At 65.8% G+C, this 15,734-nt stretch carries 15 protein-coding genes; 9 read left to right on the forward strand and 6 right to left on the reverse strand.

Annotated elements, in window-relative coordinates; genetic code table 11:
• Nucleotides 1-86: 86 nt before the first annotated feature.
• The 3 genes from V1261_RS07490 to V1261_RS07500 are packed head-to-tail and all read left to right on the forward strand — an operon-like array spanning nucleotide 87 to nucleotide 5,119.
• Entirely contained in the window at nucleotides 87-1,403 is a 1,317-nt protein-coding gene (locus tag V1261_RS07490; protein ID WP_329771040.1) for an O-acetylhomoserine aminocarboxypropyltransferase, read from the forward strand.
• On the forward strand, nucleotides 1,400-2,209 hold the full coding sequence (locus tag V1261_RS07495; RefSeq protein ID WP_329771041.1) for an alpha/beta fold hydrolase: 810 nt from the start codon (nucleotides 1,400-1,402) through the stop codon (nucleotides 2,207-2,209). The genes V1261_RS07490 and V1261_RS07495 overlap by 4 nt, the downstream gene beginning before the upstream one ends.
• A 21-nt stretch (nucleotides 2,210-2,230) precedes the next feature.
• Nucleotides 2,231-5,119, forward strand: coding sequence for a GDYXXLXY domain-containing protein (locus V1261_RS07500; RefSeq protein WP_329771042.1), 2,889 nt, complete (start codon nucleotides 2,231-2,233; stop codon nucleotides 5,117-5,119).
• Between the two features lie 9 nt (nucleotides 5,120-5,128).
• Here V1261_RS07500 and V1261_RS07505 read toward each other — a convergent pair whose 3' ends face one another.
• Nucleotides 5,129-6,373, reverse strand: coding sequence for a YihY family inner membrane protein (locus V1261_RS07505; RefSeq protein ID WP_329771044.1), 1,245 nt, complete (start codon nucleotides 6,371-6,373; stop codon nucleotides 5,129-5,131).
• Between the two features lie 52 nt (nucleotides 6,374-6,425).
• On the opposite strand from V1261_RS07505, the gene V1261_RS07510 reads away from it, so the two are divergent.
• The 5 genes from V1261_RS07510 to V1261_RS07530 all read left to right on the forward strand — a co-directional run bounded on the left by V1261_RS07510 (nucleotide 6,426) and on the right by V1261_RS07530 (nucleotide 11,132).
• Nucleotides 6,426-6,914 (forward strand): DUF2069 domain-containing protein, encoded by a 489-nt coding sequence (locus tag V1261_RS07510; RefSeq protein WP_329771045.1) that lies wholly within the window; start codon nucleotides 6,426-6,428, stop codon nucleotides 6,912-6,914.
• Nucleotides 6,915-6,931: 17 nt separating this feature from the next.
• On the forward strand, nucleotides 6,932-8,383 hold the full coding sequence (locus tag V1261_RS07515) for an FAD-binding oxidoreductase (protein ID WP_436231807.1): 1,452 nt from the start codon (nucleotides 6,932-6,934) through the stop codon (nucleotides 8,381-8,383).
• Nucleotides 8,383-9,120 (forward strand): TSUP family transporter, encoded by a 738-nt coding sequence (locus V1261_RS07520; RefSeq protein WP_329771048.1) that lies wholly within the window; start codon nucleotides 8,383-8,385, stop codon nucleotides 9,118-9,120. The genes V1261_RS07515 and V1261_RS07520 overlap by 1 nt, the downstream gene beginning before the upstream one ends.
• 133 nt (nucleotides 9,121-9,253) lie before the next feature.
• On the forward strand, nucleotides 9,254-10,234 hold the full coding sequence (locus V1261_RS07525) for a thymidylate synthase (protein ID WP_329771049.1): 981 nt from the start codon (nucleotides 9,254-9,256) through the stop codon (nucleotides 10,232-10,234).
• A 10-nt stretch (nucleotides 10,235-10,244) separates the two neighbouring features.
• The gene (locus V1261_RS07530) at nucleotides 10,245-11,132 is read left to right on the forward strand and encodes a DMT family transporter (RefSeq protein WP_329771051.1); all 888 of its coding nucleotides are present in this window, start codon (nucleotides 10,245-10,247) and stop codon (nucleotides 11,130-11,132) included.
• A 20-nt stretch (nucleotides 11,133-11,152) separates the two neighbouring features.
• On the opposite strand, the gene V1261_RS07535 is transcribed toward V1261_RS07530, so the two are convergent.
• From V1261_RS07535 to V1261_RS07555, 5 genes are read right to left on the reverse strand one after another with little or no spacing between them, the layout of a single operon-like run.
• Nucleotides 11,153-11,617, reverse strand: coding sequence for a c-type cytochrome (locus V1261_RS07535; RefSeq protein ID WP_329771052.1), 465 nt, complete (start codon nucleotides 11,615-11,617; stop codon nucleotides 11,153-11,155).
• Between the two features lie 15 nt (nucleotides 11,618-11,632).
• Complete coding sequence (locus V1261_RS07540; protein WP_329771053.1) at nucleotides 11,633-12,268, reverse strand: ABC-type transport auxiliary lipoprotein family protein; 636 nt, start codon at nucleotides 12,266-12,268, stop codon at nucleotides 11,633-11,635.
• Nucleotides 12,265-13,203 carry an MlaD family protein gene (locus V1261_RS07545; RefSeq protein WP_329771054.1) on the reverse strand — a complete coding sequence of 313 codons (939 nt, stop codon included), beginning with the start codon at nucleotides 13,201-13,203 and terminating at the stop codon, nucleotides 12,265-12,267. Before V1261_RS07545 ends, V1261_RS07540 begins: the two co-directional genes overlap by 4 nt.
• On the reverse strand, nucleotides 13,203-14,009 hold the full coding sequence (locus tag V1261_RS07550; protein WP_329771056.1) for an ABC transporter ATP-binding protein: 807 nt from the start codon (nucleotides 14,007-14,009) through the stop codon (nucleotides 13,203-13,205). Before V1261_RS07550 ends, V1261_RS07545 begins: the two co-directional genes overlap by 1 nt.
• A 3-nt stretch (nucleotides 14,010-14,012) precedes the next feature.
• Nucleotides 14,013-15,161 (reverse strand): MlaE family ABC transporter permease, encoded by a 1,149-nt coding sequence (locus tag V1261_RS07555; protein ID WP_329771058.1) that lies wholly within the window; start codon nucleotides 15,159-15,161, stop codon nucleotides 14,013-14,015.
• Between the two features lie 66 nt (nucleotides 15,162-15,227).
• Here V1261_RS07555 and V1261_RS07560 point away from each other — a divergent pair, with 66 nt between their 5' ends.
• Nucleotides 15,228-15,731: a dihydrofolate reductase gene (locus V1261_RS07560; RefSeq protein ID WP_329771059.1), complete on the forward strand. Its 504-nt coding sequence runs from the start codon at nucleotides 15,228-15,230 to the stop codon at nucleotides 15,729-15,731.
• Nucleotides 15,732-15,734: the final 3 nt, after the last annotated feature.

Consider the following 15,734-nt stretch of genomic DNA (forward strand, 5'->3'; position numbering starts at 1 on the left):
TTTTGGCCATCCGCTTACCCGGATGTACCCGAAGACCCGGGAAGGTAGGCGATACACTCTACAAGACTTGATTAGCAGGAGACACCATGCCCGGATATTCCGATCCCGGATTCGATACGCTGGCACTACATGCCGGCGCCGCCCCCGATCCTTCCAACGGCGCACGTGCCGTACCGATTCACCTGACGACCTCCTTCGTGTTCCAGGACAGCGACCAGGCGGCGTCGCTGTTCAACATGGAGCGTTCCGGCCACGTCTACAGCCGCATCAGCAACCCGACCAATGCCGTGCTGGAGCAGCGCGTGGCGGCGCTGGAAGGCGGCGTGGGCGCGATTGCCGTGGCCAGTGGCCAGGCGGCGCTGCACCTGATCGTGAGCACGCTGATGGGTGCCGGTGGCCATATCGTGGCGAGTACGGCGCTGTACGGCGGCAGCCACAACCTGCTGGACTACACCTTGCGCCGTTTCGGGATCGAGACGACGTTCGTGAAGCCGGGTGACCTGGACGGCTGGCGCGCCGCGATCCGGCCGGAAACGCGCATGCTGTTTGGCGAGACGGTTGGCAACCCGGGCCTGGATGTGCTGGATATTCCTGCGGTCAGCCAGATCGCCCATGCGGCCGGCGTGCCGCTGGTGGTGGACTCGACCCTGACCACGCCCTACCTGATGCAGCCGCTGGCGCTGGGCGCCGATATCGTCTACCACTCGGCGACCAAGTTCCTGAGCGGCCATGGCACCGTGATTGGCGGCGTAGTGGTGGATGGCAGCAGCTTTGACTGGGCCGCATCGGGCAAGTTTCCGGAGCTGAGCGAACCGTATGACGGCTTCCACGGCATGGTGTTTGCCGAAGAGAGCACGGTTGGCGCCTTCCTGCTGCGCGCGCGCCGCGAAGGTCTGCGCGACTTTGGCGCCTGCCTGAGCCCGCACAGCGCCTGGCTGATCCTGCAGGGCATCGAGACCCTGTCCTTGCGCATGGAGCGCCATATCGGCAATACCGAAAAAGTGGTGCGCTTCCTGGCCGAGCATCCGATGGTGGAACGCGTCGGCCATCCGCTGCTGGAAAGCCATCCGAGCCACGAGACGGCCGGGCGTCTGCTGCGCCTGGGTGCGCGTGGTGCCGGCAGCGTGTTCAGTTTCGACCTCAAGGGGGATCGTGCACAGGGACGCGTGTTTATCGAGAACCTGAAGCTGTTCAGCCACCTGGCCAACGTGGGCGATTGCCGCAGCCTGGTGATCCATCCGGCGAGTACCACGCATTTCCGCATGGACGATGCGGCGCTGGCACAGGCCGGTATTGGCCAGGGCACGATCCGCCTGTCGATCGGTCTGGAAGAAGCCGATGACCTGATCGATGACCTGAAACGCGCCCTGAAGGCGGCCGAAAAGGCAGGAGCACGCGCATGAACTACGAAATCAACGGACAAGCCCTGTATGCCTATAGCGGTGGCAAGGCATTCGATGCGGCCAAGCCGACGCTGGTGTTCATCCACGGCGTACTGAACGACCACAGCGTGTGGTCGCTGCAAAGCCGCTGGTTTGCCAACCATGGCTATAACGTGCTGGCGATTGACCTGCCAGGCCATGGCCGCAGCACCGGCAAGCCGCCGGCCAGCGTGGGCGAGGCGGCACAGGCGATTCTGGCTTTGCTGGATCAGCTGGGCGTGCAGCAGGCGGTGCTGGCCGGCCACAGCTGGGGCTCGCTGATTGCACTGCATACGGCGAGCCTGGCACCGGAGCGCGTCAGCCAGCTGGTGCTGGTAGGCACGGCGTTTCCCATGCGGGTGGCGCCGGCCTTGCTGGAGATGTCGGCATCGGCTCCGGAGAAAGCGATTGCCATGGTGAACCAGTTTTCGCATTCGACGCTGTGCAGCCCGATCGCCGGCCAAGGCATGAACAACGGGCAGTGGACTTATGGCAGTGCGCGTGCGCTGATGCGCCGCGTGCTGGCGAGCAATAGCGAACACAATGTGTTCCAGATGGGCTTCCAGGCCTGCGACAGCTATGCGACTGGCGCGGAAGACATGGCGAAGGTGACTTGCCCGGTGCTGTTCATCCTGGGCAGCGCAGACCAGATGACGCCGCCAAAAGCCGCGCGCTCGCTGGTCGATGCTGCACCGCAAGCGCACGTGGTGACGCTGCCCGCCGGCCACAGCCTGATGACGGAAGCGCCGGATGGCGTGCTGCGGGCGATGCGCGAGCAGTTGTGCTGACCACAAGGAGTTGACCGACTGATGCTGCCCCGTATCACGCTGGCCCGTCTGGCCCAGGCTTTTTCGCTGGGTGTGCCGCAGCAGCAGGCCTTGCAGCAGGCAGCCGGACTGGAGCAGCCACCGGCCGGAGCGCTGCCGCTGCTGCAGCGCATGCTGATCCTGCTGGCCGGCTCACTGACCGGCTTTGGCCTGCTGATGGCGATTGCCGCCAACTGGGACGATTGGAGCCGTCAGACGCACTTCGGGCTGCTGGGCCTGGCGGTGCTGCTGACCACGCTGGCGAGCTGGGCCCTGTCCGGCCGGCGCGCGCTACCGGCCACCGCCTTGGGCGTGCTGGCACTGGCCAGCGTCGGCGGCTTGCTGGCGTTTTTTGGCCAGACCTACCAGACCGGTGCCGATACCTGGCAGCTGTTTGCCTTGTGGGCAGCACTGACGCTACCGCTGTGCCTGGGCCTACGCCATCCCTTGCCGTGGACGATCTGGCTGGTGGTGGCGCATTTGGCGATCACGCTGTGGGCGCAGGGCCAGATCCAGGGCGGATTCTGGCTGCAGGATCGCCCGATCCTGCTGACGCAGCTACTGGCCATGGGTCTGGGTGGACTGTTGTGGCTGGCGCTTCAGCCAGCCTGGCAGGCCTGGACCGGCAGCACGCGCCTGAGTGCCCGTGTGGCGCTGTTGTTGATGGTCCTGCTGTCAGTGGCGCTGGCACTGAGCGTATCGTCCATGGACCTGCCGCTGCGCACGTTGCAAAACCTGGCACCTGCGGTGATCGTGTTGCTGCTGCTCGGCAGCTGGTATTTGCGGGCGGCACGGCATGACCTGCTGGCGCTGAGTGCGATTGCGCTCGGCCTGCTGGTGCTGGCCATGGCGCAAATCGTATCGACGCTGATGCAGGGCCGTTTCCTGCAGCAGCATACTTTCTGGGTGATGCTGCTGATCGGGCTGAGCGCCCTGCTGCTGCTGGGTCTGACGGTAGCAGGCCTGATGCGCTTGCATGTCAGGCAACAAGGGTCGGCAGCCGATACGGCAGAAGAAGCCATTGCCCTGCTGCGCTGGCTGGAAACGCTGCGCGCCGGGCCGCATGCCGGCTGGCTGGATCGCGCGCTGACACACGGCATCGATCAGGGCTGGTGGCCGACGCGGACCCAGGCACTGGCCGCGATCCAGGCCGATGCGGCCGAACAGCGCCCGGCCGCACTGGTGGTCCTGTCGACACTGGGGGGGTGGCTGGCGGTGCTGCCGCTGGCCTGGGCGCTGCTGACACTGGAGCCCTCGCCCTGGATCGGCATGCTGCTGGGCCTGGCCATGGTGGTGCTGGCGCTGCTCGGCCTGCGTTCGGGTCCGCGCAGCCTCTTTCTGGAGCAGTGCTGCTATGCCGTGCTGCTGACTGGCATGATTGCCGCCAGCATATTTGCCGCCTTTGCCTCCGAATCCCGCATCGATAGCGATATCACCACGACCGGCCTGGCGATGCTGGCCGCGCTGATGCTGCTGACCACCCTGGCCTTGCGCCAAGGCTGGCTGGTGCTGCTGATGGGCGCCGGACTGTGCGTGGTGCTGCCCTGGCTGATCATCCAGCTGACCGGCAGCGACAGTTTTCTGTTTGTTGGCCAGGATGCGCCGGCCTGGGCGCTGGCCTGGCTGAATCCGCTGGTGGCGCTGGTGTTTCCGGCGCTGCTCTGGTGGCTGCAGCGCCAGGGCCTGTCGCTGCCCTGGAAGCGATTCGAAAAACTGGAAAACTGGCTCGCCGGCTGGATGCTGGTGGTGCTGGGCCAGCAGATGCTGGAAGCCGGCAACACCTTTCTGCTGACCGGGCTGATCGGCGGCGGCCCGGGTCTGGCTGCCGGCATGGCAGGCAGTGGCGCCTGGAGTTTTTGGAGCTGGTGGCTGCCGCTGGTATCGGTGCTGTTTGCGCTGCTGGGCGCTGCAGCGCTGTGGCGTGCCTGGCCGGCACTGCGCCAACCACCGCTCGTGGCGCTGGCAGTGCTGCTGCTGGCGGCTTCGGCGCTGCTGCCCTCGCTGGGCGTGCCGCTGTGCTATCTGGCGATCTGTTGCGCCACCGGTCGCTGGCGGCTGGCTGGTGCCGCGGTCGCTACCGTGCTGTGGGTGATTGGTGCCCTCTATTACCAGATCCACTACAGCCTGCTGGAAAAGGCCGGCCTGCTGGTGCTGACCGGCCTGCTGCTGGCGGCATTGGCGATCTGGATGCAGCAGCGCCAGAAACATGTGCCAAGCAACACGACAGATGACGGCGATGCGCCGGCGCGCCTGCGGCTGCCGCAGCTGCGCCACCTGATTCCGCTGACGGCGCTGGCCACGGCGGCCGTGGTGCTGCCTGGCATCCAGGACAACGAGGCCCTGATCCGCGATGGCGAACGCATACTGGTGCGACTGGCGCCGGTCGATCCGCGCTCGCTGGTACAGGGCGACTACATGGCACTGGCGTTCGCGCTTGATCCAGCTTCGCCGCTGGGCGACACGGCCTTGCCGGTACCCGCGCCGGATCGCGCTGCCGAAGACGCTGCCGCTGCGGCCGCCAGCGCAGCCGAAACCCCCACACAAGCCGAGCCAGAATCCCCATCTGAAGGCGAAGTGTGGACGCCCTCCGCGGCCCAGCCCCCGGCACGCCATGCCGTGTTCCAGCTGGACGGGCGCGGCGTAGCCACCATCGTACGACTGGAGCGCGATGACAGCCGGCCACCGCTGAAAGCCAATGAGCGCCGCATGCGCTTGCGCGAGCAGCATGGCCAGCCACTGCTGGTGACCGATGCCTGGTATTTCCGCGAAGGCGAAGCCAAGGCCTGGGAAACTGCGCGCTACGGCGAATTCCGCCTGCGTAACGATGGCCGTGCGCTGCTGGTGGGCATGGCGGACGAGCAGCTGCAGCCGATCAGGCCAGCCCGCCCCTGATCGCATTGATCACGGCATCAGCCGTGGTGGGTGCAGCACGTCGGCCAGCGTGACCTCTTCGGGCGGGTAGCGCCACAGCGCATCGAGCTGCGGCGAGCGCGGCAGCAGCCAGCGCTCGATCAGCGGCTGCATGCGCGTGCTCGCAATCGGCGCAATCAGCACCCAGCGCGCCCCGCCTTCGTCCAGCCGCGCCACCCAGTCGAGCGCCGCCATCTCTTCGAGGATCGATTCCAGCTGCGGTGCTTCGACGCGCAGGCCGCGCGCGAGCTCCTCCAGACAGGCACCACGGCGCGGCGTTTGCTGCGCCTGGTGCAGCCGGCGCAGCAGTTCGATCGCCAGTTGCATCTGCCAGCCCATGCCCTTGCCGTGGCGACGCAGGCCATCGAGCAGGCTCGGCAGGTAGGCGGCAATCACGGCACCAAGCAGGATCACGATCCAGATCAGGTAAAGCCAGATCAGCAGGATAGGCACGGCGGCAAACGTGCCGTAGACGACTGAGATGGAAGGCACCGATTTCAGATACCAGCCGATCAGCTGCTGGCCGGCGGTGATGCCGGCGGCCGCAAACACGCCGCCGGCAAAGGCATGCGACCAGCGCACCTGGGTGTTGGGCACAAAGTGGTAGAGCGCGGCAAAGCTCAGCGCCATCAGGCTGAATTCGATCAGGTCAATCAAGAGCTGCAGGCCGTCTGGCGTGACCACCGGGAAGCCGGTGACCCAGCCGCGCGACAGCGAGAGCAGGTAGGACGTGGTGACGATGCTGCCGCCGAACAGCACCGGGCCGATGGTGACAGCGGCCCAGAAAATCAGGATGCGCTGCCCGAGCGGGCGCAGCTTGCGCACGCGCCAGATCGCGTTGAGGTGCTGGTTGATGCCGGACATCAGGCTGAATACGGTCAGTACGAACAGCAGCATGCTGACGGTACCGAGCTTGCCGGCGTGGCTGGCAAAGTTCATCAGGCCTTCGAGCACTGGTTGCGCAATGGCGGGCGGGATCAGGCTCTCCACCATCCAGCTTTCAAGCGCCTGGCGCAGCCGGCCAAACATGGGGAAAGCGGTGAAGATCGCCAGTATCAGCACGAAGAACGGCACCATGGCCATCAGCGTGGTCAGGGTCAGGCTGCTGGCGGTGAGCGCCAGATGGTCCTCGCGAAAACGTTGCCACAGCATGAGCAAGGTATCGCGCAGGGGGAAGTCCAGCACCAGATGGGAGAACCTGGCCTTCCAGTGTTTCAGCGTGCGGAAGATCTGCATGGCGCTATGATGCCAGCATTGCGCGATCCTGCGCGCTCCGATTTCCCCATCCATGACGCCCGATACCACCGCTTCCGACGGCCTGCAGGTCATCCCCCCTACTCCCGCGATCCGCTGGACGCGCTATGTTGCCGTGGGCAGCCTGATGGCGCTGATCGCGCTGTGCCTGGCCTGGGAACTGTGGCTGGCACCGCTGCGTCCGGGAGGCTCCTGGCTGGCGCTGAAGGCGCTGCCGCTGTGCATTCCGCTGGCCGGCCTGCTGCGCAACCGCATGTACACCTACCGCTGGGTCAGCCTGATGATCTGGCTCTATTTCTGTGAAGGCGTGGTGCGCGCCTGGGGTGATCCGCCACCGATCCGCTATTACGCCATCGCCGAAATCGTGCTGTGCCTGGTGCTGTTTGTCTCCTGCAGCCTGCATGTGCGGCTGCGCTTCCGCGCGGCGCGCAGCTTTTTTGCCAACGTGCTGAAGGAAAACGCCGCAGCCGTGCAGCAGGCCGAAGCCGCCCCGGTCACGGACAAGCCGAGCGGCAGCGCCTGACATGGCGCAGGGGTATCATGTCGGCCATGACCGCATCCCGCCCCGCCTACTCCCCCGATAACGACGATTTTCTCCAGCAGCTGCAGACGCTACTGGGCACTTCCCATGTGCTGACCGGCGACGATGCCCAGCCACATCTGCAGGACTGGCGCAAGCGTTATCGCGGCCAGGCGCTCTGCGTAGCCAGGCCGGGTACGGCGGCGGAAGTGGCGGCCGTGGTGCGGGCTTGCGCCGCAGCCGGCGTGGCCATCGTGCCGCAAGGCGGCAATACCAGCCTGGTCGGCGGCGCGACGCCTGAAGCGGACGGTCGCAACATCGTGCTGAGCCTGCAGCGCATGGAGCGCGTGCGCCAGATCGACGTGGCGAACCAGACCATCACGGTGGAAGCTGGCTGTATCCTGCAGAAGCTGCAACAGGCCGCGGCCGAAGCCGGCTGGCTGTTTCCACTCAGCATGGGATCGGAAGGCAGCTGCACGATTGGCGGCAACCTCGGCACCAATGCCGGCGGCACGCAAGTGCTGCGCTACGGCAATACACGTGAACTCTGCCTGGGCCTGGAAGTGGTGACGCCGCAGGGCGAAGTGCTGGACATGCTGTCCGGCCTGCGCAAGGACAATACCGGCTACGACTTGCGCGACCTGTACATCGGCAGCGAAGGCACGCTGGGTGTGATCACCGCAGCCACGCTCAAGCTCTACCCGCAGCCCAAGGCGCAGCTGACCGCCTGGGCCGCCGTGCCTTCGGTAGAGGCCGCGGTGGAGCTGCTGAACCTGGCGCGCGCACGACTCGGTGCCAGCCTGACTGGTTTCGAGATGATGGCGCAGTTTGCGCTGGAGCTGGTGGACCGGCATTTTCCGCAGCTGCGCGTACCGCTGTACCAGGACACGCCCTACTGCGTGCTGCTGGAAAACTCCGACCAGGAGAGCGAGGAACATGCGCGCACGCTGTTTGAATCACTGCTGGAATCGGCCATGGAACAGGGCTGCGTCACGGACGCCATCGTGGCAGAGAACCTGACGCAGGCGCAGAACCTCTGGCACATGCGCGAAAGCATCTCGCTGGCGCAGGCGGAAGAAGGCCTGAATATCAAGCACGATATTTCACTGCCAATCTCGGCGATTGCCGATTTCGTGGCGCAAACCGATGCCGCGCTCGCCGCCGCGATTCCGGGCGTGCGCATCGTCAACTTTGGCCATCTCGGCGATGGCAATCTGCACTACAACGTGCAGGCGCCGGTGGATGTCGATCCCGCCCTGTTCCTGCGCGAGCAGGAGCCGGCGATCAACACGCTGGTGTTTGATGCGGTGCAGCGCTTCCAGGGCAGCATCAGCGCCGAGCACGGCATTGGCCAGCTCAAGCGTGACACCCTGCCCGATTACAAATCAGCGGTGGCGCTGCAGCTGATGCAGGCGGTGAAGCAGGCGCTGGATCCGCAGGGCATCATGAACCCCGGACGCGTGCTGCGCTGATGTCGGCCAGCCTGTTGCTGGGCATATTCGCCCTAGCCGCCGTGCTGCATGGCATGGTCGGCATCGGTTTTCCTCTGATCACGACAGCCGCCCTGGCGCTGGTGATGCCGCTGCCGCAGGCGGTAGCGCTGACGCTGCTGCCCACGCTGCTGCTGAATCTGGGCAGCCTGCTGCCACCGCACAGCCTGCCAGCCGTGATCCGCCGTTACGCGCCGCTGGCGCTGGCCAGTGTGGCCGGCAGCCTGCTCGGCGTCTACCTGCTGCTGATCCTGCCGGCGGCCTGGCTGCAACTGGCACTGGCGCTGGCGACCGGTTTCTATGTGCTGAGCTCCTTGCGGCGCGACATGCCAGCCTTACCGCAAGGCCTGCCGGCGACGCTGCTGCTCGGCCTGCTGGCCGGCGTGGTGGGCGGGGCCACCAACGCGATGTCCTCGATCCTGATGATGGTGCTGCTGGCACAGAGCCGGGATCGGCACGAGATTGCCCAGGCCGCCAACCTGTGCTTTGCCTTGAGCAAGCTGGTGCAACTGGTGGTGCTGTGGCCGGTGCTGCAGCAGCTGCCGCTGGGCTGGGACATGCTCGGCCTGCTGTATCTGGCCGCCGTGATCGGCCTGCTGGCTGGACTGGCACTGCGCCAGCGCATGGCCTTCGGGCATTTCCGGCTGCTGTGCCTGCTGGTGCTGTCGGTGCTGGCACTGCTGATGGGCTGGCGCGGACTGCAGGGGCTGCTGGGCTGAACAGTGGCACCTGCTGCCGGTATGGCTTCTGCCATCTGAAGCGCTGCCGCAGGGCGCGGCTGCTATCATGGCCGTCTTCCACCATGACCTAGACTCCACGGTCCCGCGCTGCGGCTGACCGGCACTTTCCACCATGCAACAGTATCTGAATCTGGTCCGGGACATTTTCGACAATGGCTCCTGGCAGGACAACCGCACCGGCATCCGCACGCGCAGCATTCCAGGCGCGATGATGCGTTTTGACCTGCAACAGGGCTTTCCGGCGGTGACGACCAAGAAGCTGGCCTTCAAGTCGGCGATTGGCGAAATGGTGGGATTCCTGCGCGGTAGCCGCGATGCGGCCGAGTTCCGCGCGCTCGGTTGCAAGGTCTGGGACCAGAACGCCAACGAGAACGCCGCCTGGCTGGCCAACCCGTATCGCCTGCAGGAAGATGACCTGGGCCCGGTGTACGGCGTACAGTGGCGTGCCTGGCCGGCCTACAAGCTGGTGGATCTGGCGCTGCCGCAAAGTGCCGCCCAGATTGCCGATGCCGAGCAACGCGGCTACCGCCAGCTGGGCACGGTGCTGGAATCGGAACGCCCGCATGCACTGCTATACAAGGCGATCGACCAGCTGCGCCAGTGCCTGGACACGATCATGAACGACCCGACCAGCCGCCGCATCCTGTTCCACGGCTGGAACTGGGCACAGCTGGAGGAAATGGCGCTGCCGCCCTGCCACCTGCTGTACCAGTTCCTGGTGAACCAGGAAAAACGCGAAATCTCGCTGTGCCTGTATATCCGCAGCAATGACGTCGGCCTGGGCACGCCGTTCAACCTGACCGAAGGCGCGGCGCTGCTGCATCTGGTGGGTCGCCTGACCGGCTACACGCCGCGCTGGTTTAGCTACTTCATCGGCGATGCGCATATCTACGAGAACCACGTCGACATGCTGCAGCAGCAGCTGCAGCGCGAACCGTTCGCGGCGCCGAAGCTGGTGCTGTCAGACCGCATTCCCGACTACGCCGTGACCGGCCAGTACCAGCCGGAGTGGCTGGAGCTGGTGGAGCCGTCCGACTTCTGGCTGGAAGGCTACGAGCACCATGCGCCGCTGACGGCACCGATGGCAGTCTGATTCCCCCATCATGCAAAAAACCGTTCTGAGCCGCCAGCAGCTGATCGCGCTGGTGGTCCTTACCCTGATGTGGGGGGTGAACTGGCCGATGATGAAGCTGTCGCTGCAACAGCTGCAGCCGCTGCATTTCCGCACCATCACCATGGGCCTGGGCATGCTCTGCCTGGCCCTCTATTTCAAGTCACGTGGCGTGCGGCTGATGCCGCAGAAGCGGGAGGACTGGACCACGATTGGCGTGCTGGCCCTGCCCAATATGCTGGGCTGGCATGGCCTGTCGATCTTCGGCCTGCAGCAGCTGCCGTCCGGTCGTGCCGCGATTCTCGGCTTCACCATGCCGGTCTGGACCGTGCTGATCGGGGTGCTATTCTACCAGCAGAAGCTGACGCTGCGGCTGGGCGTGGCGGTAGCCGCCGTGCTGCTCGCCATTGGCCTGCTGCTGTCGAACGAACTGGAACGGCTGGCTGGCAGCCCGGCCGGCATCCTGTGGATGCAGGGTGCGGCCTTTGCCTGGGCGCTCGGCACGATCTGGATGCGCCGCGCCCAGACCACGCTGTCGAACGAGGCACTGATTGTCTGGCTGCTCGGCTTTGGCACAGTCTGCATGGCGATCCTGGCCTGGCTGTTCGAGGCACCGCAATCGTATGATTTCAGCCTGCCGGTCTGGATCAGCCTGGCCTATGGCGTACTGATCAACTATGGCGCGGCGCAGGTCCTGTGGTTTGGCCTTGCGCGCGCCCTGCCGCCGTCCACCAGCGCCATGAGCATCATGCTGATTCCGCTGATCGGCATCCTGAGCGCGGCGATGATCGTGGGCGAATGGCCGCAGTGGCAGGATATCGTGGCAGCCGGCTGCGTGATGCTGGCGATTGCGGCGGTGCTGCTCAAGCGCGGCGACTGAGTCCTGGCCAACGACCGGAATCAACGCGCCCGGAACTGGTCATGGCACTTGCGGCAGATCGCGCCAGCGTCATTGAGCGTCTTGCGCAGCTGCGCGATGTCGCCACGCACGACGGCGCTGTGGATCTTGTCGGATTCCTGCTGCAGGCTGCGTGCGCTGTCGGCGTAGCGCGGCGCAGCGGTCCAGACCTTGTCGGTAGCGCGGGTGTTGGCCAGCGGCTGGGCCGTGCCCGGCGGGAAGGCCTGGAACGGCAGCCGTGACAGCACGCGGATGGCGTTGGCATCGAGACGCGCCTGCAGCGGGTCATAGGGGATGCGGTTCAGCGTCATCGCGGTCAGGTTGCTGAAGTGGGTTTCCAGCAGGCCAAAGGCATGCTGGCGGTAGGCGACCGCATCTTCAGGCTTTTCAAAGCTCAGGACTTGCGCCGAAGCGGACAGGCTGACCAGGGCCAGGCTGCCGGCCAGCAGGAATCGGGAAAATGTCATGGCAGCTATCAGGATTTAGCGGGATACGGCATGTTGCACGGTCCAGTCTACCAAGTCCTGCGCGACCCGGTCCGAGGCGGCGCCAAAGGCCTCTACCACTTGCGGCACCTCCTTGCCGATGCCCGAGCGCCGGTGCGAAAAGCTGCGGCTGGCGATGATGCGGTTGGTGCTGGCCTGCAGCAGATGGGCGTCAAGCCGCACCACGACCACCGGCTGGCCATGCTCGTAGACACTCTGGAAATCGCGCAGCTGGCTCACCAGCAACAGGTCGGCGTGTGCCATCACGCCTTCATCGGTGGTGATGGCGGGCAGGCGGCCATCGGCGAGGAAGGCATCGACGATGCGGTCCCGCACCAGCTGGGCGGCCGGCTCGCTCCAGACCGCGCCCTGGTAGACGCTGAACTGGTCCGGCTGCGGCATGACGACGATGCGCTTGCCGGCAATGGCACCGCTGGCGACCGGACGCACCACGCGCAGCGCAGGGCTGATGCCGGCCGACTGTACGCCGGCAGCGCGCTGCGCCAGCGTACCGGGCAGCGCATAGGTATCAACCGGCTCCTTCTCGGGCAGGATGGAGCAGGCCGACGCCAGTGCCGCGGCTGCCAGCAGCAGGCCGAGTCGGGCAGGACGCAGGGACGGGAGTCGCATCATGGCTTGAATTCCTTCATCGGTTCACGGTTCAGCAGGTAGCCGGCCGGGTCGTTGTCGAGCTGGCGCACCACGCCCTGCACCGAACTCAGCGTGCTGCGCAGTTCGGTCATGGTGGGGCCGAGCTGCGCCACGCCACGGGCACCACTGTCGATGGCCCCGCGGTTGTCCTTGACCATGGACTCCAGCGTGCCCATGCTGTTTTCAAACGAGGCCATGGCCGCGTTGGCACGTTCCAGGCTCTGCTTGAGTTCACCATTGGCCAGCTGGTCGCCGGATTTCATCAGCTTTTGCATTTCAGAGAAAGCGCGATCGGCCTCGGCGCTGGCCTTGCTGAAGTTGGCAATCGCCAGGTTCACGCCGCTTTGCTTGTCGGCCAGGGCTGCCGTGGTCTGCTCCAGCTGGACCAGTGTGCGGCTCATGCTGGCAACGTTCTCCTTGGAAAACAGGTCACGTGCGCCAATCAGCAGCTCGTTGACGTTGTATAGCACGTCCTCGCCACCAGCCAGCAGCTTGCTCATCGGGGATGGCGTGGCCATGATGGTGGGAATCGAGGCTTCGGTGCTGACCAGCGGCTGGCTGGCCGGATCGTCACCACTGGTCAGGCGGATCAGCGAGGTGCCGGTAATGCCGACCGGCACCAGCGTGGCCTTGGTATCGGTGCGTACCGGCGCCGTACTTTCAACGCGCACGCGCGCATAGACATTGCGCGGGTTCTTGTCGTCAATGCGCAGGTCGATCACGTCGCCGACGCGGATGCCGTTGAATTCCACCGTGCTGCCGCGCGACAAGCCGGTCACGGCTTCCTCGAAGGCGATGTCGTAGAAGTGGAAGTCACGCTCGCTCTGCTGGGACAGCCACAAGGTGAACAACAGGGCCAGCACCGCGGCAAGCACGGTGAACAGGCCAATCAGCACATGTCTGGCTCGGGTTTCCATCAAGATGTCTCCGGCAAGGGGGATGCAGGGCGCGCGGCAGCCGCCGCGGCACGGCCACGCGGCCCGTGGAAATAGGCCTGCACCCAGGGGTCGTCAAACTGTTCGACGCGTTCCAGCGTGTCGTTGATGATGACGCGCTTCTGCGACAACACCGCCACGCGGTCGGTAATGGTGTAGATGGTGTCCAGATCATGCGTGATCAGGAACACGGTAAAACCCAGTGCATCGCGCAGGGTCAGGATCAGCTGGTCGAAGGCGGCCGCGCCGATCGGGTCCAGGCCGGCAGTCGGCTCGTCCAGGAACAGCATGTCCGGGTCAAGCGCCAGCGCACGTGCCAGCGCCGCGCGCTTGATCATGCCGCCGGACAGGTCGGACGGGTAGTCCTTGCCCGCCTTGGCCGGCAAGCCTGCCAGCGCGATCTTGACGGCGGCGATGCGCTCGGCTTCGGCGCGCGACAGGCCGGCATGCTCGATCAGCGGCATGGCGACATTTTCCGTCACCGTCATCGACGAGAACAGCGCGCCCTTCTGGAACAGCACGCCAAAGCGGCGTTCCTCGCGGCGGCGCTCGGCATCGGGCAGGGACAGCAGGTCCTTGCCGAATACGCGCACGCTGCCGGCAGCCGCCCGGTTCAGGCCAACAATGGTGCGCAGCAGCACCGACTTGCCGCTGCCGGAACCGCCGACCACGCTCAGGATTTCGCCCTGGCGCACATCCAGATCGAGCTGGTCGTGCACCACATGGCTGCCAAACTGGGTACGCAGGCCGCGCAGCTCGATGATGTTGCGGTTGTCGGTGGCGTCCATGACTTACCAGTCCATTTCCATGAAGAACAGCGCCGCGGCGGCATCGATCAGGATCACGGTAAAGATCGATTGCACCACCGCCATGGTGGTGTGCTCGCCAACCGATTGCGCGCTGCCCTCGACCTTGAAGCCTTCGGCACAGCCGATCATGGCGATCAGCACGGCCATCACCGGCGCCTTGCTCATGCCCAGGTAGAAATGCAGCACCGGGATGCTTTCCTGGATGATGGCCATGAACTGGCGCGGGCCGATGTCGAGTACCGCGGCGCAGACCGCCATGCCTCCCGCCAGGCCGGACAGCATGGCGATGAAGGTCAGGATCGGCAGGCCGATCAGCAGCGCCAGCACGCGCGGAATCACCAGCAGCTCGATCGGATCCAGCCCCTGGGCGCGGATCGCGTCCACCTCTTCATTGGCGCGCATGGAACCGATCTGCGCGGCAAAGGCGCTGGCGGTGCGACCGGCCACCAGGATCGCGGCCAGCAGCACGCCAAATTCGCGCAGGAAGGCAAAGCCAATCAGGTTGACGGTATAGATGGTGGCGCCAAAGTCGCGCAGGATGGTGGCGCCCAGAAATGCCACCACGGCACCGACCATGAAGTTCATCAGCACCACGATAGGCACGGCGCGGAAAGTGGTCTGGTCCAGGTGCGCGACCCAGGAGGTCATGCGCCAGCGCCAGGGACGCAGCAGGATGGCGGCCAGCTGTTCCAGCACCAGGCCGATAAAGCCCATGAAGGATCTGGCATGCGACCAGCCGTTGGCGATCAGCTCGCCCAGCGCGGCCAGGCTGTCGATGACCGGCACGCGCTTGCGCGGGGCCGGGACTGCATCGGTAGATTGCAGCGCCTGCGAGACGGCCTGCAGCAGCGCACGGCGCTCTGGCGGCAGTGGCGAATCGGCGGCCGTGAGTGTGGCCAGATGCGTGTCGCCGAGCAGCTGGTGCAGCAGGCTGGCACCGGCGGTATCGATGGCCGCGAGTGCGCTGGCATCGATCCGGGTTGCGGTGCCGAGTACCGGGCGCAGCCGGCGCACATCTGCTTCGAGCCGGGAAAAATGCGGCAGGGTCCAGTCGCCCTGCAGGTGCAGGACGTCGTTTTCCCGGGCATAGGACGCCCCGGCTGTCTGGCTGGCAGCACGCGTTTCGCTCATCGTGGCACTATAGCAAGACCTGCCACCCTCCACGGGCCGCGCCACAAATTCCTACAATGTCTTCCCATGACACAAGTTATGCCGCATCTGCACCTGATTTATGCCCGCGCCCGCAATGGCGTGATCGGCCAGGACAACCGCCTGCCCTGGCACCTGCCGGAGGATCTGGCGCACTTCAAGCGCCAGACGCTGGGCGCGCCGGTGATCATGGGCCGGTTGACCTGGGACAGCCTGCCGCCGCGCTTCCGGCCGCTGCCGGGGCGCATCAATGTGGTGGTCACGCGTCAGGACGACTGGCAGGCCGAGGGCGCGCAGGTGGCGCACAGCCTGGAGCAGGCACTGGCGCTGTGCGGCGATGCCGAGGTGGCCTGGGTGATGGGCGGCGCGCAGATCTACACACAGGCGCTGCCGCTGGCGCGCCGCGTGCTGGTCACGGAAATCGATGCCGATTTTGACGGCGATGCGCACATGCCGGCGCTGGGACCGGAATGGCAGGAAACGGCACGTGAAGCGCATGCCAGCGCCGATGGGCTGGGCTATGCCTTCGTGACCTACGAGCGCCGCAGCTGAGCG

It is taken from the genome of Brachymonas sp. J145 (assembly GCF_036312245.1).
In the GTDB taxonomy this organism is placed as follows: Bacteria; Pseudomonadota; Gammaproteobacteria; order Burkholderiales; family Burkholderiaceae_C; genus Brachymonas; species Brachymonas wangyanguii.